Genomic DNA, 20187 nt, shown 5'->3' on the forward strand with positions numbered 1-20187 from the left:
GGTCAGCCCTCGCGCCGGTCCTTCCGCCTGGTCGACATGATGCCCGCGGCGAGCATCGCGGCTACGTACAGCTGGGACGCCGTGATGCCCGCGCCCTTCACGTCGTCGCTGAAGATCGACGCGAACAGCGCCAGGAACACCACGGGGAACGCGAAGGTGAAGACGACCTGTTCGCGCCGGCGGAAGAACTGCCTGAGTTCCAGGGCGCCGCGCCGCAGGCCGATGCTCCAGGCCCCCGGCAGCGAGGCCGGCCCGTTCGTGTCCGCCGGCCGCCGGGGCGTGTGCGCGGTCATCGGGCCCGATCCTGTCCGGTGAGCCGGAGACAGACGTCCTCCAGCGTCGGGCGGCTGACCCGCAGCCCGGGTATCTCGCCGTCGAAACGGCCGATCAGGCCGGCGACGGTACGGGTCGGGCGGTCGTGCGTTCCGAGCGCGGGGTGCCGTCCGGCTCCGTCCGCTCGACGGTGGTGTGGGTGCCGAACCGCTCGCGCAGGGCGGCGGGTTCGTCCTCGGCGACCACCTGCCCCGCGGAGATGACGGTGAGCCGGCCGGTCGGCGCCTCGGCCTCCTCCAGATAGTGCGTCGTGAGTACGATCGTCGTGCCCTCCCGGGCCAGGAGCCGGATCAACTCCCGGAAGCGGCGGCGGACCCCCCGGGGCGAAACCGGTGGTGGGCCCGTCCAGCAGCAGGAGTTCGGGGGAGCCGATCACGCCGAGCGCCACATCGAGACGGCGCCGCCGGCCGCCGGAGGGTTCCTTGATGCGGGCGCCGGCCTTCTGCTCCGGACCGACGAGAGCGATGACGTCCTCGCAGTCGCGCGGCCTCGGGCAGTAGCGGGCGAAGTGCGCCACCGTCTCGCGCGCCGTCAACTCGGCGGGGCGCGGATTCATCCTGCCGGACGATGCCGACCCGGGAACGCCAACGGCGGCCGGCGCGGGCCGGGTCGACGCCGAGCACCGAAACGGTCCCCTCGTCGCGGCTGCGACGACGGTGCAGGATCTCCACGGTCGTGCTCTTCCCCGCCCCGTTCGGCCCGAGGATCCCGAACACCTCGCCCTGCCGGATCCCCAGGTCCAGACCGTCGACGGCGGTGAGTTCGCCGTAACGTTTCCTGAGGCCGCGTACTTCCACCGCGAGTTCGGCCATGGTGCCGAGCTTCCCCCGGACCCCTGAGTACCGTGCCGGTCGTGCGCAGACCTTTGAGTACACCTTTATGTCCATCGAACAGAGGATCGGCGCCGTGGTGCGGCACAATGACCGTGCCCAGCAGGCCACTCACTGATGGAACGGCGATATGACGACTGCAGCGGTTGACCATCCCTCCTCCGAACAGGACGAGGACGGCGGGAAGAGGACCATCGGCGGCAGTCGGGCGCTCGCACTGCTGCTGGTGATCACCGGCGCTGCCGGACTCCTTGCCGCCTGGGTCATCACGATCGACAAGTTCAAGCTGCTGGAGGACCCCAACTTCACACCGGGGTGCAGCCTCAACCCGGTTGTCGCGTGCGGCAACATCATGAAGAGCGAGCAGGCGGCCGCCTTCGGCTTCCCGAACCCGATGCTCGGCATGGCGACCTACCCCGTGATCATCGGCATCGGGCTGGCGCTGCTCGCGGGCGCCCGCTTCCGCAGCTGGTACTGGCTCGGGATGAACGCCGGCGCGCTGTTCGGCGTCGGCTTCTGCACCTGGCTCCAGTACCAGTCGCTCTACAACATCAACTCGCTCTGCCTCTGGTGCTGCCTGGCCTGGGTCGCCACGATCTTCATGTTCTGCTACATCACCACGCACAACATCGAGCACCGGATCATTCCCGCGCCGAACTGGCTGCGCAACGGCCTGACGGAGTTCCACTGGGTGCCGCCGGTCCTGTGGGTCGGCATCATCGGCATGTTGATCCTGACCCGCTGGTGGGACTTCTGGACCAGCTGACCGGCCCGCTCATCCCTCCCGGGCGACCGGCCCGGTGGGGATGTCAGTGCCGTGACATAGGCTTCAAAACGTGGAGCCCGACCTCTTTACCGCAGCAGCCGAAGACCGCCAGGAGAAGGACCCGTCCAGCAGCCCACTGGCTGTCCGGATGCGCCCCCGCACCCTCGACGAGGTCGTCGGCCAGCAGCATCTGCTCAAGCCGGGCTCGCCGCTGCGCCGCCTCGTGGGCGAGGGGAACGGCGGGCCGGCGGGCCCGTCCTCGGTGATCCTCTGGGGTCCGCCCGGCATCGGGAAGACGACTCTGGCGTACGTGGTCAGCAAGGCCACCAACAAGCGCTTCGTCGAGCTCTCCGCGATCACCGCGGGCGTCAAGGAGGTGCGCGCAGTCATCGAGGGAGCCCGCCGCGCCACCGGCGGCTACGGCAAGGAGACCGTCCTCTTCCTCGACGAGATCCACCGCTTCTCCAAGGCGCAGCAGGACTCCCTGCTCCCGGCCGTGGAGAACCGCTGGGTGACGCTGATCGCGGCGACCACCGAGAATCCGTATTTCTCGATCATCTCGCCCTTGCTGTCCCGCTCGCTGCTGCTCACCCTGGAATCGCTCACCGACGACGATCTGCGCGGGCTGCTCGGGCGCGCGCTGGCCGACGAGCGCGGGCTCGGCGGCGCGGTGACGCTGCCGGAGGAGGCCGAGGCGCATCTGCTGCGGATCGCGGGCGGCGACGCCCGCCGGGCGCTGACGGCGCTGGAGGCCGCGGCCGGTGCCGCGCTGTCCAAGCAGGAGAAGGAGATCAGCCTCCTGACCCTGGAGGAGACGGTCGACCGCGCGGCCGTCAAGTACGACCGGGACGGCGACCAGCACTACGACGTGACGAGCGCGCTCATCAAGTCGATCCGCGGCTCCGACGTGGATGCCGCGCTGCACTACCTGGCCCGGATGATCGAGGCGGGGGAGGACCCCCGGTTCATCGCCAGGCGGCTGATGATCTCGGCCAGCGAGGACATCGGTCTCGCCGACCCCACGGCGCTGCCCACCGCCGTCGCGGCCGCCCAGGCGGTCGCCATGATCGGTTTCCCGGAGGCGGCGCTCACCCTCAGCCATGCCACGATCGCGCTGGCCCTCGCCCCCAAGTCCAACGCGGCGACGCTGGCGATCTCCGCCGCCCAGGAGGACGTGCGCAGGGGTCTCGCGGGCCCTGTTCCGGCCCATCTGCGCGACGGTCACTACAAGGGCGCCGCCAAGCTGGGCCATGCCCAGGGCTATGTGTATCCGCACGATGTCCCCGGCGGCATCGCCACCCAGCAGTACGCCCCGGACGCCGTGCGCGACAAGCACTACTACCAGCCCACGCGCTACGGCGCGGAGGCGCGCTACGCGGATGTGGTGGAGCGGGTCCGCGAGCGGCTCGGCCGCACCGCCGGTGACGGCACCGGCCCGTCCGCGGGCTGAGGGAGCGCGGGGCAGCGCTCCCGTTCAGCGCGCCGCCGCCTCGAAGAGCGTGTACATCGCGTCGCGCAGTTCATTGACGTCCCGCACCGGAGCGGGGAATTCGAAGCGGGCGTCGTAGCACTGCCCCCGGTCCTCGCGCAGACGCAGACGCAGCCCGTGCCGGTCCAGCGCGAGCGGCACGACGGAAGGCAGATGGGCGGCGCAGCGGCCCTCCGCCCGCCCGCCCAGCAGCCCGCACAGCGTCGCCAACTGCTCGCCGTGCGCCGCGTGCAGATGCTGCAGCAGCTCCGCCTCGTGTCCGATCAGCGGATCGGGTGCCGCGTCCCGGAGTTCCTCCGGTTCCACCTCCTGCGCGCCCCACAGATCGTCGACGTACGCCTCGCCCGTCTCCAGCCGGAGCGTCATCCGGCCGGGCCCCGACATGCCGGGTACGGTGGTGAGCCGGCCCGAGACCCACGCCCGGCCGCGGATGCGGTGCGGGACGGAGACCGGGGCGACGTCCGTGATCTCCAGCACAGCCGTCAGTTCGTCGTCCTCGGCGTGCGTCGCGGCCCGTACGGCCGGGGAATCAGCGGGGAGTTCGAGGAACAGGTCCCCGTCGGGCCCCACGCATCTGGTCAGCGGCATCACCTGGTCCGAGCCGGCCACGTCCAGCCCGGGGATGAGCAGCACCGCCGAACAGGTACTCTGTACGAGAGTTCGTGTGCGCTCGGCTGCTGACGGCATCCGAGTGTTTTCAAGCCCGCCGGGACGCGGCTGACCACGATCTGATCGGTCCTCCGTCGTATCGGCACCCCGAGGGGTGTCGACGCTGTCAGTGCTGTCCGTGATGTGACTGGTGTTCCCCGGGCGAGACATGCGATCTCCTCAAGTAAGGTGAGCCTAACCTAACCTACAACGGAGGTCTGGAGAACGTGCCTAACCAGTCGCGTCCCAAGGTCAAGAAGAGCCGCGCGCTCGGCATCGCGCTGACGCCGAAGGCCGTCAAGTACTTCGAGGCCCGCCCCTACCCGCCGGGCGAGCACGGCCGTGGCCGCAAGCAGAACTCGGACTACAAGGTCCGTCTGCTGGAGAAGCAGCGTCTGCGTGCCCAGTACGACATCAGCGAGCGCCAGATGGCGCGTGCCTACGACCGCGCCAAGAAGGCCGAGGGCAAGACGGGCGAGGCGCTCGTCGTCGAGCTCGAGCGCCGTCTCGACGCGCTGGTCCTGCGTTCGGGCATCGCCCGCACCATCTACCAGGCCCGCCAGATGGTCGTGCACGGTCACATCGAGGTCGACGGCCGCAAGGTCGACAAGCCGTCCTTCCGTGTCCGTCCCGACAACATCGTGATGGTCCGCGAGCGCAGCCGCGACAAGCACCCCTTCCAGGTGGCCCGCGAGGGTGGTTACGCCCCCGACGGCGAGACCCCGCGCTACCTGCAGGTGAACCTGAAGGCCCTGGCCTTCCGCCTTGACCGGGACCCGAACCGCAAGGAAATCCCCGTGATCTGCGACGAGCAGCTCGTCGTCGAGTACTACGCCCGCTGATCCAGGCGTAGCCGCTCTCACCAGCGCTCTGGCCCGCCCCTCCCGGATGTACGGGAGGCGGCGGGCCTCCGCGTTCTCCCGGGGCCCGCCGGCGTCCCGGGCAGCCGTGCCGGAGTCTCCGGGCGGTCCGCGGGGCCGCTCGCCAGAGCCCTGGCCACCGCCGCGTCCGGATCCAGCTCTCCGCCCGCGCGCAGCCCCGATTCGTAGCGGACGTCGCCCAGCTCGCGGCGGGCCAGCTCCTCGCAGCGGATCCGGGGCTGCCCGTAGTGCGCCGATCCGAACAGCGGCAGTCCCACCGACGGCCAGATCCGGTCGGCGGCCCCCTGGAGCACCGCCGCCTCCGCCGCATCGCCCTCGACGGCCGTGATCAGCGCCAGCAGCTCCAGGGCGAGCACCGAGCCGAGCAGATCGTGGAAGGTGTGGCTGATCGCCAGCGACTGCCCGAGCAGTTCCCGGGCCCGGTCCGGCCGGCCGCGCTGCGATGCCGCGAAGGCCAGCACGTACAGCGCGTACGACAGGGTCCACCGCTCCCCGTGGTCCTCGCAGATCTCCTTCACCTCTTCGCAGATCGCGGCCGCCCCGTCCAGATCCCCGTGGAATCCGACCGCCATCGCGAGCTCGACCTGGGCCATCAGGACATTGCTGTTCAGCTCGCCGAGCTCCCGGTAGCGGCGCAGCGCGTCGTCCAGCAGCTCCTGGGCCCTGGCCATGTCGTCGGTGACGAGCGCCAGACATCCCATCCGGTGCACCGCGTACGCGAGCGCCGTGGAGTCGTCGGCCCGGTCCGCCTCGTCCCGGCACTCCTGCAGCGCGGAGACCGCGCCGACCGGGTCGCCCTGGAGCACCGCCACGTACCCGAGCACCCACAGCGCCTTCAGCCGCGAGGAGTCGTACGGGGTGTCCTCCTCCAGCACATGGTCCAGCCAGTGCCGGCCTTCCGAGAGCCGCCCGCAGCCCACCCAGAGGAACCACAGGGTGCCCGCCAGATACTGCGCGAGATGGGCCTCGCCCGGAATCTCCAGCGAACTCTCCATCGCCCGCCGCAGATTCGGCAGCTCGCTCTCGACCCGGGCGGCCACCTCGCGCTGCCGCGGGCTGAACCAGTCGAGCTCGCACCAGGTCGCGAGCCCCAGGAACCAGTCCCGGTGGCGGCGCCGCAGCCGGTCCGTGTCATCGGTGGCCGCCAGCCACTCGGCGCCGTACTCCCGCACCGTGTCCAGCATCCGGTAGCGGGTGCCCTGTGCCGAGTCCTCGCGCAGCACGACGGACTGCGCCAGCAGCCCGGAGAGCACATCGAGCACCGAATCGGCCGGCAGATCGGCGCCGCTGCAGATGTATTCGACGGCCTCCAGGTCGAACTGCCCGGCGAACACCGAGAGCCGCGCCCAGAGCAGCCGCTGCTCCGGAGCGCAGAGTTCATGGCTCCAGCCGATGGCCGTACGGAGCGTCTGGTGGCGTGCCAGCGCGCTGCGGCTCGAACCGGTCAGCAGCCGGAAGCGGTCGTCCAGACGCTGCAGTACCTGGCCGGTGGACAGGGCGCGCAGCCGCCCGGCGGCCAGTTCCAGTGCGAGCGGGATTCCGTCCAGGCGGCGGCACAGCTCCAGGGCGGTCGAGCGGTTCTCGTCGGTCAGCCGGAAATCCGGCCGTACGGCGGCGGCCCGCTCCGCGAAGAGCAGCATCGCGTCCTCGTCCGTCATCGGCGCGAGCGGGTAGGTGAGTTCCCCGTCCAGTTCCAGCGGCAGTCGCCCGACGGCCAGCACCCGCAGCCCCGGGGCCCGGCGCAGCAGTTCCCGCACCAGTTCGGCGCAGGCGTCGACGAGGTGCTCGAAGCCGTCGACCACCAGCAGGAGCCGGCGCCCGGCCAGATGCTCGACGAGGGTCGTGCGCGGCGGTCTGCTGGTGTGGTCGGTGAGCCCCAGGGCGTCGACCAGGGCGTGTTCCAGCAGCTCGGGGTCGTGGATGTCGGAGAGCTCGGCCATCCGGACGCCGTCGCAGTACCGTTTCTCCAGAAGCGCGGCGAGCCGGGCGGCACAGCGGGTCTTGCCCACGCCACCCACTCCGACCATGGTGACGAGCCTGGACTCGTCCAGGAGTTGGGCGAGGCGGACGAGTTCGTTCTCCCGTCCCACGAATCTGTTCAGTTCCGCCGGGAGATTTCCGAGGGCGGTGGGGGCGCTCGGATCGTGGGGGGACGGAAAGGGGCGGTGGGGGCGTCGCATGAAACACGCAGAGTACTGGCACGAAAGCTCTCCGTACAATCTCCTTATGGGAACGCTCGTCTTTCCCGCCCGTAATGCGGTACGGGGCGCGACCACCGGCGCGATAGGCTCGGGGGACGACGATCGGCTGTTGCGACGGCCGTCGCCGGACCGAGCAGAGACAGACAGAGACAGTACAGAGACAGCGACAAGCTAGAGAGCGGTGCACTGTGTCCGGTGGAGAGGTGGCCGGGATCCTGGTGGCCGTCTTCTGGGCGATCCTGGTTTCGTTCCTCGCCGTCGTGCTGGTGAGGCTGGCCCAGACGCTCAGGGCGACCACCAAGCTCGTGGCGGACGTGACCGAGCAGGCGGTCCCGCTGCTCGCCGACGCCTCCGCCACCGTGCGTTCCGCGCAGACCCAGCTCGACAAGGTCGACGCGATCGCGACGGACGTCCAGGAAGTCACCTCGAACGCCTCCGCGCTCTCCACCACCGTCGCCTCGACCTTCGGTGGCCCGCTCGTCAAGGTCGCCGCGTTCGGCTACGGGGTGCGGCGGGCCATCGGCCGCAAGACCGATCCCGAACCGGAACCCGCCCGCCGTTCGGTGCTGGTCGGCCGCACCGTGCCGTCCGCGCGCGGCAGGAAGCGCAACGGCAGAAACCCCCGCGGACCGAAGGACTGACGCAGCCATGTTCCGCCGTACGTTCTGGTTCACCGCCGGTGCCGCCGCCGGTGTCTGGGCCACCGCCAAGGTCAACCGGAAGCTCAAGCAGCTCACTCCCGAGAGCCTTGCGGCGCAGGCCGCGGACAAGGCGATCGAGACGGGGCACAAGCTCAAGGACTTCGCGCTGGACGTCCGTGAGTCCATGGTCCGGCGCGAAGCCGAACTGGGCGAGGCGCTGGGCCTGGCAGCACCGGTCGACCGGGAACTGCCGGTCCGGCCGCACTTCGTCGTCGAGGCGTCCGAGCCCGTCGGGCCCGACAGGTCTCTTGAGACCGCCAAGTACCGCAAGCTCCCCTACACGTCGTACAACCGGAATGAGGACCACTGATGGAGTCGGCTGAAATTCGTCGCCGCTGGCTGAGCTTCTTCGAGGAGCGCGGTCACACCGTCGTCCCTTCGGCGTCGCTCATCGCGGACGACCCGACTCTGCTGCTCGTTCCCGCGGGCATGGTCCCCTTCAAGCCGTACTTCCTCGGCGAGGTCAAGCCGCCCGCCCCGCGCGTCACCAGCGTGCAGAAGTGTGTCCGTACGCCGGACATCGAAGAGGTCGGCAAGACCACCCGGCACGGCACGTTCTTCCAGATGTGCGGCAACTTCTCCTTCGGCGACTACTTCAAGGAAGGCGCCATCTCCTACGCCTGGGAGGCTCTGACGAGCTCCGTGGCGGACGGCGGCTTCGGCCTCGACCCCGAGCGGCTGTGGATCACGGTCTACCTCGACGACGACGAGGCCGAACAGATCTGGCGCGACAAGATCGGCGTACCGGCCGAGCGCATCCAGCGCCTGGGCAAGAAGGACAACTTCTGGTCCATGGGCGTCCCCGGCCCCTGCGGCCCCTGCTCCGAGATCAACTACGACCGCGGCCCCGAGTTCGGCGTCGAGGGCGGCCCGGCCGTCAACGACGAGCGGTACGTGGAGATCTGGAACCTGGTCTTCATGCAGTACGAGCGCGGCGCCGGTGACGGCAAGGAGGACTTCCCGATCCTCGGCGACCTGCCGTCGAAGAACATCGACACGGGTCTGGGCCTGGAACGCCTCGCCATGATCCTGCAGGGCGTACAGAACATGTACGAGACGGACACCCTGCGCGTCGTCATGGACAGGGCCACCGGGCTGACCGGCGTCCGGTACGGCACCGACCACGGTTCGGACGTCTCGCTCCGCGTGGTCGCCGACCACATCCGTACCTCCGTGATGCTCATCGGTGACGGCGTCACGCCGGGCAACGAGGGCCGCGGCTACGTCCTGCGCCGGATCATGCGCCGGGCCATCCGCAACATGCGGCTGCTGGGTGCCACCGGACCGGTCGTCAAGGACCTGGTCGACGTCGTGATCGAGACGATGGGGCAGCAGTACCCGGAGCTGATCACCGACCGCAAGCGCATCGAGACCGTCGCCCTCGCCGAGGAGGCCGCCTTCCTCAAGGCGCTCAAGGGCGGCACCAACATCCTCGACACCGCCGTCACCGAGACCAAGGCCGCCGGCGGCAAGGTCCTCGCCGGCGACAAGGCGTTCCTGCTCCACGACACCTGGGGCTTCCCGATCGACCTCACCCTGGAGATGGCCGCCGAACAGGGCCTCTCGGTGGACGAGGACGGCTTCCGCCGCCTGATGAAGGAGCAGCGGGAGCGCGCCAAGGCCGACGCCCGCGCCAAGAAGACCGGTCATGCCGACCTGTCCGCCTACCGCGAGGTCGCCGACAACTCCGGCGCCACCGACTTCACCGGCTACACCGCCACCGAGGGGGAGTCCACCATCGTCGGCCTCCTCGTCGACGGAGTGTCCTCCCCGGCTGCCTCCGAGGGCGACGAGGTCGAGGTCGTCCTCGACCGCACCCCGTTCTACGCCGAGGGCGGCGGCCAGATCGCCGACCAGGGCCGGATCAGGCTCGACACCGGCGCCGTCATCGAGGTCCGCGACGTCCAGAAGCCGGTCCCCGGCGTCCACGTCCACAAGGGCGTCGTCCAGGTCGGCGAGGTCACCGTCGGCGCTCCGGTCCTCGCCTCGATCGACGTCAAGCGCCGCCGCGCCATCGCCCGCGCCCACTCCGCCACGCACCTCACGCACCAGGCCCTGCGCGACGCGCTCGGCCCGACGGCCGCCCAGGCCGGTTCCGAGAACCAGCCCGGCCGCTTCCGCTTCGACTTCGGCTCGCCGAACGCCGTCCCCGGCTCGGTCATGACCGATGTCGAGCAGAAGATCAACGACGTGCTCTCGCGCGAACTCGACGTCCAGGCCGAGGTCATGTCGATCGACGAGGCCAAGAAGCAGGGCGCCATCGCCGAGTTCGGCGAGAAGTACGGCGAGCGGGTCCGGGTCGTCACCATCGGCGACTTCTCCAAGGAGCTCTGCGGCGGTACGCACGTCCACAACACCGCCCAGCTCGGTCTGGTGAAGCTGCTCGGCGAGTCGTCCATCGGTTCCGGTGTGCGGCGTATCGAGGCCCTCGTCGGCGTCGACGCGTACAACTTCCTCGCCAAGGAGCACACGGTCGTCGCCCAGCTCCAGGAGCTGGTCAAGGGGCGTCCCGAGGAGCTCCCGGAGAAGATCGCCGGAATGCTCGGCAAGCTGAAGGACGCCGAGAAGGAGATCGAGAAGTTCCGCGCGGAGAAGGTCCTCCAGGCCGCCGCCGGACTGGTCGAGTCCGCCAAGGACGTACGCGGCGTCGCCCTGGTCACCGGCCAGGTCCCCGACGGCACGTCGGCCGACGACCTGCGCAAGCTCGTCCTCGACGTCCGCGGCCGCATCCAGGGCGGCCGGCCGGCCGTCGTGGCCCTGTTCACCACCGCCAACGGCCGCCCGCTGACCGTCATCGCCACCAACGAGTCCGCCCGCGAGCGCGGTCTCAAGGCCGGCGACCTGGTCCGGGCCGCGGCCAAGACCCTCGGCGGCGGTGGCGGCGGCAAGCCGGACGTCGCCCAGGGCGGCGGCCAGAACCCCGAGGCCATCGGCGCCGCGGTGGCCGCTGTCGAACACCTCGTCACCGAGACGGCGTGACGGCGGGAATGACGCAGATGCGCCGCGGTCGCCGTCTCGCGATCGATGTCGGGGACGCCCGGATCGGGGTCGCCTCGTGCGACCCCGACGGGATCCTCGCCACGCCGGTGGAGACCGTTCCGGGACGTGATGTCCCGGCGGCCCACCGGCGGCTCGGACAGATCGTCGAGGAGTACGAGCCGATCGAGATCATCATCGGCCTGCCGCGGTCCCTCGGCGGCGGTGAGGGACCCGCCGCCGCCAAGATCCGGGTCTTCGCGCAGGAGGTCGCCCGCGCGGTCGCGCCCATTCCGGTGCGGTTGGTGGACGAGAGGATGACCACAGTGACGGCCAGTCAAGGGCTGCGCGCTTCGGGCGTGAAGTCCAAGAAAGGCCGATCCGTCATCGACCAAGCTGCCGCTGTGGTGATCCTTCAGAACGCTCTGGAGTCCGAACGGGCGTCGGGCCGGGCCCCCGGCGAAGGCGTCGAAGTGGTTGGCTGATCGCGATACGGTAACGTTCCGCGCGATGCGGCGGTGTTTCGAACAAACACCGCACAGCAAAGAGACGGAATGTCGTCTCGCGGCTCTAGGGGATCGATGACTGAGTATGGCCGGGGCCCCGGCTCCGAACCGTGGCATCCCGAGGATCCCTTGTACGGGGAGCAGGGATGGGGAGGACAGCAGTCTGCCCACGGCCAGAGCCAGTACGGCGACCAGCAGCAGCCCTACCCGCACGATCCGTACGCGCAGCAGCAGCCGCAGCAGCACGACCCGTACGTTCAGCAGCAGCAGCAACAACAACAGCAGCCGCACGACCCGTACGCCCAGCAGCACTACCAGCAGCAGCCCGACTACGGAGTCCCGCAGGACCCGTACGCGCAGCAGCCCCAGCAACCGCAGCAGCCCCAGCAACCGCAGCAGCCCCAGCAGCCGCAGTACGACAACGGCGGCTGGGACACCGGGCAGCAGACCACCGCGATGCCGTACGACGCCCAGCCGGCCGACCCGTACGGCGGCGGGCAGGGCGGCTACGGCGAGACGCACGACTACTACGGCACGCCGGAGGCCTACCCGCCGCCGCAGCCCCCGGGCCGTCGTGAGGCCGCTCCCCAGCAGGCCCCGGCGGAGAGTCCGGACTGGGACCCGGAGGTCCAGCCGGAGGAGACCCACCCCTTCTTCACGGGTGCCGACGACCGTGACGACGACGGCGACGAGCACGACGACGATCCGCGTGAGTCACGTCGCGGCAGCCGTGGCGGCAACGAGCGCCGCGGCAAGGGCAAGAAGAAGAGCCGCAGCGGCTTCGCCTGCCTGGTCGTCTCGGTGGTCCTGGTCGGTGGCCTCGGCGGGGTGAGCTACTTCGGCTACACGTACTGGAAGGACAAGTTCGGCTCGGCGCCGGACTATGCGGGCAGTGGCTCGGGGTCGGTCGAGGTGGAGATCCCCAAGGGCGCCTTCGGCTACGACATCGGCAACATCCTGAAGAAGCAGGGCGTCGTCAAGAGCGTCGACGCGTTCGTCTCCGCGCAGAACGAGAACCCCAAGGGGAAGGCGATCCAGGCCGGGGTCTACCTCCTCCACGAGAAGATGTCCGCGGCCGAGGCCGTGAAGATGATGGTCGACCCGAAGAGCCAGAATCTTCTGGTGATTCCCGAGGGTTCCCGCGATGTCGCCATCTACGGGATGGTCGACAAGAAACTGGGCCTCAAAAAGGGAACGACCAAGGAAATCGCCACGTCCAAGAGGTCCGAGCTCGGTCTGCCCGGCTGGGCGGTCAACGGCAAGGACGTCAAGGACCCGCTGGAAGGGTTCCTCTACCCGGCCGCCTATCCGGTCACCAAGGAGACCAAGCCGGAGACCCTTCTGAAGAAGATGGTCTCCCGCGCCAACGAGGAATACGACAAGCTCGATCTTGAGGGAACGGCCAAGAAGTACAAGCTGGACGGCCCGTGGCAGGTGCTCACCGTCGCCAGCCTGGTCCAGGCGGAAGGCCTCACGCACGACGACTTCCGCAAGATGGCCGAAGTCGCCTACAACCGCTTGAAGCCCGACAACGTCGCCACGAATCGCAAGCTCCAATTCGACTCCGCGTTCAATTACCTCAAGAATCAGAGCAAGATCAAGATCGGGTCGAACGAGATCCTGACCAACCCGGACCCGTACAACACCTATTACCACCCGGGCCTTCCGCCGGGCCCGATCAGCAACCCGGGCGACGAAGCCCTGCGGGCCACGCTCAATCCCACCAGCGACGGGTGGATGTACTTCATCTCGCTCGACGGCAAGAAGACCCAGTTCACCAAGACGGCCGCGGAGCACGAGAAGCTCAACGACAAGTTCAAGGAACAGCATGGCCTCCAATGACGGGCGCCACCGGGCGGCCGTTCTGGGTTCGCCCATCACGCACTCGCTCTCCCCGGTGCTGCACCGGGCCGCGTACGCCGAACTCGGCCTCACCCACTGGACGTACGACCGGTTCGAGGTCGACGAGGCCGCGCTGCCCGGCTTCGTCGAGGGGCTCGACTCCACCTGGGCGGGGCTCTCGCTGACCATGCCGCTCAAGCGTGCGATCATTCCGCTGCTGGACTCCATCAGTGAGACCGCGTCGTCGGTGGAGGCCGTCAACACGGTCGTGCTCACCGAGGACGGCCGGCGGACCGGTGACAACACCGACATCCCCGGGATGATCGCCGCGCTGCGTGAACGCGGGGTGGAGAAGACCGAGTCCGCCGCCGTCCTCGGCGCCGGGGCGACCGCGTCATCGGCGCTCGCCGCGCTGTCCGAGATCTGCACCGGTCCGGTCACGGCATACGTCCGCAGCCGAGAACGGGGCCAGGAGATGCGCGGCTGGGGCGAACGCCTCGGCGTGGACGTCCGGATCGCCGACTGGGCGGAGGCCGAGCAGGCGCTGAGCGCCCCGCTGGTCGTCGCCACCACCCCGGCCGGCGCCACGGACGCCCTGGCCGCTGCCGTACCGGAGCGACCCGGCACCCTCTTCGATGTGCTGTACGAGCCCTGGCCCACCCGGCTTGCCGCCGCGTGGACGGCCCGAAGCGGCGCAGTCGTCGGAGGTCTCGACCTTCTGGTGCACCAGGCCGTCCTCCAGGTCGAGCAGATGACGGGCCGTGCGCCCGCGCCGCTCGCGGCCATGCGGCGGGCCGGGGAAGCGGCGCTCGCCGCCCGCTGAAACCCTCGCGCCCGCCGGTGCGATCCGTCCGTCTGCTGGACCGGCGACCGGTTCGGGCTGCCGGTCGTGGGAGGATCAGAGGTGGCGGGCCAGGGCCGCGCACCCGGTCGCGCCGTTGCAGTTCCAGGCGCGAGCATGAGGAGCACCGTTGAGCAGGTTGCGCTGGCTGACCGCGGGGGAGTCGCACGGCCCCGCACTCGTGGCGACGCTGGAGGGTCTTCCCGCCGGCGTCCCGATCACCACGGAGATGGTGGCGGACGCACTCGCCCGGCGGCGGCTCGGGTATGGCCGCGGTGCGCGGATGAAGTTCGAGAAGGACGAGGTCACCTTCCTCGGCGGGGTGCGGCACGGTCTCACCATGGGCTCCCCGGTCGCCGTGATGGTGGGCAACACCGAGTGGCCCAAGTGGGAGCAGGTCATGTCGGCCGACCCGGTCGACCCCGACGAGCTGGCCGCGCTGGCCCGCAACGCCCCGCTGACCCGCCCGAGGCCCGGCCACGCCGACCTCGCGGGCATGCAGAAGTACGGCTTCGACGAGGCCCGGCCGATCCTGGAGCGCGCCAGCGCCCGGGAGACGGCGGCCCGCGTCGCGCTCGGCGCCGTCGCCCGGTCGTACCTCAAGGAGACCGCCGGCATCGAGATCGTCAGCCATGTCGTCGAGCTGGCCGCGGCCAAGGCGCCCTACGGCGTCTACCCCACGCCCGCCGATGTCGAGAAGCTCGACGCCGACCCGGTGCGCTGCCTGGACGCCGACGCGAGCAAGGCGATGGTCGCGGAGATCGACCAGGCCCACAAGGACGGCGACACCCTCGGCGGCGTCGTCGAGGTGCTGGCGTACGGGGTGCCCGTCGGCCTGGGCTCGCACGTCCACTGGGACCGCCGGCTCGACGCCCGGCTCGCCGCGGCCCTGATGGGCATCCAGGCCATCAAGGGGGTCGAGGTCGGCGACGGCTTCGACCTGGCCCGGGTCCCCGGCTCCAAGGCGCACGACGAGATCCTGGTCACCGAGGACGGCATCAAGCGCGCCTCCGGTCGCTCCGGCGGCACCGAGGGCGGTCTGACCACCGGCGAGCTGCTGCGGGTCCGTGCCGCGATGAAGCCCATCGCCACCGTGCCGCGCGCCCTCGCCACCGTGGACGTCGTCACCGGCGAACCCGCCAAGGCCCACCACCAGCGCTCCGATGTCTGTGCCGTTCCGGCCGCCGGCATCGTGGCCGAGGCGATGGTCGCCCTGGTCCTGGCCGACGCCGTCGCGGAGAAGTTCGGCGGCGACAGCGTCGCCGAGACCCACCGCAACGTGCAGTCGTACCTCGACCACCTCCAGATCCGATGAGCGGCCCGCTGATCGTCCTCGTCGGCCCGATGGGCGTCGGCAAGTCCACGGTCGGTGAGCTGCTCGCCGACCGGCTCGGCACCACCTACCGGGACACCGACGCGGACGTCGTGGCCACGGCCGGCAAGCCGATCCCGGAGATCTTCTACGACGAGGGCGAGGAGCACTTCCGGGAGCTGGAGCGGCAGGCGGTGCACACCGCCGTCGCCGAACACACGGGCGTCCTCTCCCTCGGCGGCGGCGCCGTGCTCGACGACACGACCCGCGCCCTGCTCGCCGGCCACCGCGTCGTCTATCTCTCGATGGACGTCGAGGAGGCCGTGAAGCGGGTCGGGCTGAACACCGCCCGCCCGCTGCTCGCCGTCAACCCGCGCCGGCAGTGGCGCGAGCTGATGGACGCCCGCCGCCACCTGTACACCGAGGTGGCCCGGGTGAGCGTCGCCACCGACGAGCGCACCCCCGAAGAGGTCGCCCAGGCGGTCCTCGACGCACTGGAACTGCCGGAGCGCACGGGCGACCCCGTCACCTCCGGCCGGGAGAACACACGTATGTCAGAGCAGGGCCCCACCCGTATCCCGATCGCCGGCAGCGCCGGCACCGACCCGTACGAGGTGCTGGTCGGCCGGCAGCTGCTGGGCGAGCTGCCCGCGCTCATCGGCGACCGTGCCAAGCGCGTCGCGGTGCTGCACCCCGAGGCGCTCGCCGAGACCGGTGAGGCGGTCCGCCAGGACCTCGCCGGGCAGGGCTACGAGGCCATCGCGATCCAGCTGCCGAACGCCGAGGAGGCCAAGACCGTCGAGGTCGCGGCGTACTGCTGGAAGGCGCTCGGCCAGACCGGCTTCACCCGCACCGATGTGATCGTCGGCGTCGGTGGCGGAGCCACCACCGACGTGGCCGGATTCGTCGCGGCGAGCTGGCTGCGCGGAGTGCGCTGGATCGCCGTGCCGACGACCGTGCTCGGCATGGTCGACGCGGCCGTCGGCGGCAAGACCGGCATCAACACCGCCGAGGGCAAGAACCTCGTCGGCGCCTTCCACCCGCCGGCCGGGGTCCTCTGCGACCTCGCCGCACTGGACTCGCTGCCCGTGCACGACTACGTCAGCGGCATGGCCGAGGTCATCAAGGCCGGTTTCATCGCCGACCCGGCGATCCTCGACCTCGTCGAGGCGGACCCGGAAGGCGCCCGTACGCCCGCCGGACCGCACACCGCCGAGCTGATCGAACGCGCCATCAGGGTCAAGGCCGAGGTCGTCTCCAGCGACCTGAAGGAATCCGGACTGCGCGAGATCCTCAACTACGGCCACACCCTGGCCCACGCCATCGAGAAGAACGAGCGCTACAAGTGGCGGCACGGCGCGGCCGTCTCGGTGGGCATGGTCTTCGCCGCCGAGCTGGGCCGGCTGGCCGGACGCCTCGACGACGCCACCGCCGACCGGCACCGCGCCGTCCTGGAGTCCGTCGGACTGCCGCTCACCTACCGCGGAGACCAGTGGCCCAAGCTGCTGGAGAACATGAAGGTCGACAAGAAGTCCCGCGGCGACCTGCTGCGCTTCATCGTCCTCGACGGCCTCGGCAAGCCCACCGTCCTGGAAGGACCCGACCCGGCCGTGCTGCTCGCGGCCTACGGGGAGGTGTCGGCGTGACCCGCCGGGTGCTCGTCCTCAACGGCCCGAACCTCGGCCGGCTCGGCTCCCGCGAGCCGGACGTGTACGGTGCCACGTCCTACGCCGGACTCGTCGACGCCTGCCGGGCACTCGGCAAGGAGCTCGGCTTCGACGTCGACGTCCGCGAGACCAACGACGAGGGCGAACTGATCCGCTGGCTCCACGAGGCCGCGGACGGTTCAATTCCGGTCGTTCTCAACCCGGGCGCCTTCACCCACTACTCGTACGGGATGCGGGATGCGGCGGCCCAGCGCACCGCCCCGCTGATCGAGGTGCACATCTCGAACCCGTACGCGCGGGAGGAATTCCGCCACAACTCCGTGGTCGCACCGGTCGCCACGGGGACCGTGGCCGGATTCGGCATCGGCTCCTACCGCCTCGCCCTGCGCGCCCTCGCGGACGAGCTGACCGACTGACGGACCGGATTCCCCGGCCGGCCGGGCACCGTGGCGCGTCCCCGACCGTTGTCCCAGCGGCGGCCGGGGACGGTACGGTTGCCGTTCCACCAGCGCCAGTTGCCTGTACGAGACGGAGTGGCACCGGATGCAGCACGCAGTGGGGGCCCCGCTGCCGCCGCCCCAGGGCCCCGGAAACGGACCTGTCGGCTGGACGCACCAGGCCCAGCACCCCGGCCACCCCGGTCCGCCGGGGCCGCCGCCCACCACCCCTCCCACGCCGGGCGGGTGGAACGGGCCGGCCCCGCACCATGCTCCGGGGCCTCCCGCCAGGGAGACCACGGGACACGTCCGGCTGCCGCCCGGCGGCCCCGTCCCGCTGCCCGCGCCGGCCGCCGAGCCCGGGACCGGCAGCGCGACCCTCGCCGTCCTCCTGATCGGCCCCGCGGGCGCCGGCAAGACCACCGTGGCCAAGCTCTGGGCCAGCCGCCGCCGGGTGCCCACCGCCCATGTCAGCCTCGACGACGTCCGCGAATGGGTCTGCTCCGGTTTCGCCGACCCGCAGGCCGGATGGAACGACCACTCCGAGGCGCAGTACCGCCTCGCCCGCCGCACCTGCGGCTTCGCCGCCCGCAATTTCCTTGCCAACGGCATCTCCTGCATCCTCGACGACGCCGTCTTCCCCGACCGGCCGGTCGTCGGCCTCGGCGGCTGGAAGCGCCATGTCGGCCCCGGGCTCCTGCCCGTCGTCCTGCTGCCCGGCCTGGAGATCGTGCTGGAGCGCAACGCCGCCCGCAGCGGGAACCGCCGCCTCTCGGACGAGGAGGTCGCCCGGATCCACGGCAGGATGGCCGGCTGGTACGGCTCCGGACTGCCGATCATCGACAACTCGACGTACGACGTGGAGACCACCGCCCGCGTCCTGGACGACATACTCGCCCGCTCCATAGCCAGCCCCCCGGCCTGGTGAACCGCCACCGGGCGGTGCTCCGGCCCGGCGACGGGACCGGCGGCCGCCCCCCGGTCGGATGCGCTGACCGAGCAGGCCCGTGCAACCGCTCGTAGGCTCGTGACATGTCAGAGGTGTACGCCGTCCGCCGCGGGCTGCTCCGCGACCGGTGCGCCGCCGTCGGATCCGCGGCAGCCCTGGTCTCCCGCCCCGCCAATGTCCGCTATCTCGCGGGCGGGGCGCCCCCGGGGGCCGTGCTGCTGCTCGGACCCGGTGGTGACGTCCTGCTCTCCCCCCGTGCCCCGAGCGGCGATCCCGCCGACGGGCGCACCGACGACCGGCTGCGGGTGTCCCTGCTGCCGGTCTCCGACGGCGATCCGGTGGTCGCGGCCGCCGATCTGGCCACCTCCTCGGGCGCGGAGTCCCTCGCCGTCGAGGAGCACCATCTGACGGTCTCCCGTCACCGGGCCATGGGCTCGGTGGCCCCGCGGCTCCGGCTGGCCGATCTCGGTGCCACCGTCGAACAGCTGCGGGTGGTCAAGGACGAGGAGGAGATCGCCTGTCTCCGGATCGCCGCCGAGATCACCGACCAGGCCCTGGGCGAACTCCTCGAATCCATCCTGGTGGGCCGCACCGAACGGCATCTCGCCCTGGAGCTGGAGCGCCGTCTGGTGGACCACGGCGCCGACGGCCCCGCCTTCGCCACCTCCGTCGCCACCGGACCGAACTCCGGCCAGGGCCGCCACCGCCCCTCGGACCGCAGGGTCGAGGAGGGAGATTTTCTCTCCGTCTGCCTGGGCGCGAACTATCGCGGCTACCGCTGCGAGATCGGCCGTACGTTCGTCATCGGGACGACGCCCGCCGACTGGCAGATCGAGCTCTACGACCTGGTTTTCGCCGCTCAGCGGGCCGGGCGCGAGGCCCTGGTGCCGGGCGCCGCCTACCGCGACGTGGACCGCGCGGCCCGGTATCTCCTGGACTCCGCGGGGCACGGCGGGGGCCTGGCACCCTGGACCGGGCACGGGGTGGGACTGGAAATCGACGAGGACCCGCAGTTGGCACCTGCGGCCATGGGTAAACTGGACGCTTGTGTGCCGGTCACCGTCGAACCGGGGGTCCACCTCCCGGGCCGGGGCGGGGTCCGGATCGATGACACGCTCGTCGTGCGCCCCGAGGCGGACGGCGGACCCGAGCTACTCACCATTACGACCAAGGAGCTGCTCGCGCTCTAGCGCGCATCCTCGGTCGTTCCACCAGCTTCAGTCCAGGAGATTCCGCAACCGTGGCTTCCACGAACGACCTCAAGAACGGCCTGGTGCTCAAGCTCGACGGAGGCCAGCTCTGGTCCGTCGTCGAGTTCCAGCACGTCAAGCCCGGCAAGGGCCCGGCCTTCGTGCGCACCAAGCTCAAGAACGTGCTCTCCGGCAAGGTCGTCGACAAGACGTTCAACGCCGGCGTGAAGGTCGAAACGGCCACCATCGACCGTCGCGACATGCAGTTCTCGTACATGGACGGCGAGTACTTCGTCTTCATGGACATGGACACCTACGACCAGCTCATGGTCGACCGCAAGGCCGTCGGCAACGCCGCCAACTTCCTGATCGAGGGCTTCACCGCCTCCGTCGCCCAGCACGAGGGCGAGGTGCTCTACGTCGAGCTGCCCGCCGCCGTCGAGCTGACCGTCAAGCACACCGACCCGGGCGTCCAGGGCGACCGCTCCACCGGTGGCACCAAGCCCGCCACGCTGGAGACCGACTACGAGATCGGCGTCCCGCTCTTCATCACCACGGGTGAGAAGATCAAGGTCGACACCCGCACGGGCGACTACCTCGGCCGGGTGAACAGCTAAC

The 20187-nt window shown here is 70.6% G+C and carries 17 protein-coding genes and 2 pseudogenes; 15 read left to right on the top strand and 4 right to left on the bottom strand.

Annotated features, from left to right (window positions below; genetic code table 11):
• Nucleotides 1–29 precede the first annotated feature (29 nt).
• Both ACFV8T_RS11865 and ACFV8T_RS11870 read right to left on the bottom strand, forming a co-directional pair.
• Nucleotides 30–293 (bottom strand): annotated as a pseudogene (locus ACFV8T_RS11865) (ABC transporter permease); the annotation flags it as partial.
• Nucleotides 290–1145, bottom strand: a pseudogene (locus ACFV8T_RS11870) (ABC transporter ATP-binding protein). The pseudogenes ACFV8T_RS11865 and ACFV8T_RS11870, both read right to left, overlap by 4 nt.
• A 148-nt stretch (nucleotides 1146–1293) precedes the next feature.
• Here ACFV8T_RS11870 and ACFV8T_RS11875 point away from each other — a divergent pair.
• Both ACFV8T_RS11875 and ACFV8T_RS11880 read left to right on the top strand, forming a co-directional pair.
• Entirely contained in the window at nucleotides 1294–1929 is a 636-nt protein-coding gene (locus ACFV8T_RS11875) for a vitamin K epoxide reductase family protein (protein WP_385326687.1), read from the top strand.
• A 70-nt stretch (nucleotides 1930–1999) separates the two neighbouring features.
• On the top strand, nucleotides 2000–3379 hold the full coding sequence (locus ACFV8T_RS11880; protein ID WP_385326689.1) for a replication-associated recombination protein A: 1380 nt from the start codon (nucleotides 2000–2002) through the stop codon (nucleotides 3377–3379).
• 24 nt (nucleotides 3380–3403) lie between these two features.
• Here the strand turns inward: ACFV8T_RS11880 and ACFV8T_RS11885 are convergent, their stop codons facing one another.
• On the bottom strand, nucleotides 3404–4105 hold the full coding sequence (locus ACFV8T_RS11885) for a DUF2470 domain-containing protein (RefSeq protein ID WP_385326690.1): 702 nt from the start codon (nucleotides 4103–4105) through the stop codon (nucleotides 3404–3406).
• Between the two features lie 188 nt (nucleotides 4106–4293).
• Here ACFV8T_RS11885 and rpsD point away from each other — a divergent pair, with 188 nt between their 5' ends.
• Entirely contained in the window at nucleotides 4294–4908 is a 615-nt protein-coding gene (rpsD, locus tag ACFV8T_RS11890; RefSeq protein WP_030918857.1) for a 30S ribosomal protein S4, read from the top strand.
• Nucleotides 4909–4925: 17 nt separating this feature from the next.
• Here the strand turns inward: rpsD and ACFV8T_RS11895 are convergent, their stop codons facing one another.
• Complete coding sequence (locus ACFV8T_RS11895; RefSeq protein WP_385326692.1) at nucleotides 4926–7127, bottom strand: ATP-binding protein; 2202 nt, start codon at nucleotides 7125–7127, stop codon at nucleotides 4926–4928.
• A 224-nt stretch (nucleotides 7128–7351) separates the two neighbouring features.
• Here ACFV8T_RS11895 and ACFV8T_RS11900 point away from each other — a divergent pair, with 224 nt between their 5' ends.
• The 12 genes from ACFV8T_RS11900 to efp all read left to right on the top strand — a co-directional run bounded on the left by ACFV8T_RS11900 (nucleotide 7352) and on the right by efp (nucleotide 20186).
• The gene (locus ACFV8T_RS11900) at nucleotides 7352–7789 is read left to right on the top strand and encodes a DUF948 domain-containing protein (protein ID WP_385326830.1); all 438 of its coding nucleotides are present in this window, start codon (nucleotides 7352–7354) and stop codon (nucleotides 7787–7789) included.
• Nucleotides 7790–7796: 7 nt separating this feature from the next.
• The gene (locus tag ACFV8T_RS11905) at nucleotides 7797–8159 is read left to right on the top strand and encodes a hypothetical protein (RefSeq protein ID WP_385326693.1); all 363 of its coding nucleotides are present in this window, start codon (nucleotides 7797–7799) and stop codon (nucleotides 8157–8159) included.
• Nucleotides 8159–10828 (top strand): alanine--tRNA ligase, encoded by a 2670-nt coding sequence (gene alaS, locus ACFV8T_RS11910; protein ID WP_385326695.1) that lies wholly within the window; start codon nucleotides 8159–8161, stop codon nucleotides 10826–10828. Before ACFV8T_RS11905 ends, alaS begins: the two co-directional genes overlap by 1 nt.
• The gene (gene ruvX, locus ACFV8T_RS11915; RefSeq protein ID WP_385326696.1) at nucleotides 10825–11310 is read left to right on the top strand and encodes a Holliday junction resolvase RuvX; all 486 of its coding nucleotides are present in this window, start codon (nucleotides 10825–10827) and stop codon (nucleotides 11308–11310) included. The genes alaS and ruvX overlap by 4 nt, the downstream gene beginning before the upstream one ends.
• Nucleotides 11311–11406: 96 nt before the next feature.
• Nucleotides 11407–13173 (top strand): endolytic transglycosylase MltG, encoded by a 1767-nt coding sequence (gene mltG / locus ACFV8T_RS11920; RefSeq protein ID WP_385326698.1) that lies wholly within the window; start codon nucleotides 11407–11409, stop codon nucleotides 13171–13173.
• Nucleotides 13160–13996 carry a shikimate dehydrogenase gene (locus tag ACFV8T_RS11925; protein WP_385326700.1) on the top strand — a complete coding sequence of 279 codons (837 nt, stop codon included), beginning with the start codon at nucleotides 13160–13162 and terminating at the stop codon, nucleotides 13994–13996. Before mltG ends, ACFV8T_RS11925 begins: the two co-directional genes overlap by 14 nt.
• Before the next feature lie 148 nt (nucleotides 13997–14144).
• On the top strand, nucleotides 14145–15329 hold the full coding sequence (aroC, locus tag ACFV8T_RS11930; protein ID WP_385326701.1) for a chorismate synthase: 1185 nt from the start codon (nucleotides 14145–14147) through the stop codon (nucleotides 15327–15329).
• Entirely contained in the window at nucleotides 15326–16972 is a 1647-nt protein-coding gene (gene aroB, locus ACFV8T_RS11935; RefSeq protein WP_385326703.1) for a 3-dehydroquinate synthase, read from the top strand. The genes aroC and aroB overlap by 4 nt, the downstream gene beginning before the upstream one ends.
• Nucleotides 16969–17409, top strand: a complete 441-nt coding sequence (aroQ, locus tag ACFV8T_RS11940) for a type II 3-dehydroquinate dehydratase (protein WP_266421965.1) — start codon at nucleotides 16969–16971, stop codon at nucleotides 17407–17409. The genes aroB and aroQ overlap by 4 nt, the downstream gene beginning before the upstream one ends.
• Nucleotides 17410–17536: 127 nt before the next feature.
• Nucleotides 17537–18358, top strand: coding sequence for a Pro-rich N-terminal domain-containing protein (locus ACFV8T_RS11945; protein WP_385326704.1), 822 nt, complete (start codon nucleotides 17537–17539; stop codon nucleotides 18356–18358).
• 104 nt (nucleotides 18359–18462) lie between these two features.
• Entirely contained in the window at nucleotides 18463–19569 is a 1107-nt protein-coding gene (locus ACFV8T_RS11950; protein ID WP_385326706.1) for an aminopeptidase P family protein, read from the top strand.
• Nucleotides 19570–19619: 50 nt separating this feature from the next.
• Complete coding sequence (efp, locus tag ACFV8T_RS11955) at nucleotides 19620–20186, top strand: elongation factor P (protein WP_266363161.1); 567 nt, start codon at nucleotides 19620–19622, stop codon at nucleotides 20184–20186.
• Nucleotide 20187: the final 1 nt, after the last annotated feature.

Source organism: Streptomyces sp. NPDC059832 (assembly GCF_042731715.1).
Classification (GTDB): domain Bacteria; phylum Actinomycetota; class Actinomycetes; order Streptomycetales; family Streptomycetaceae; genus Streptomyces.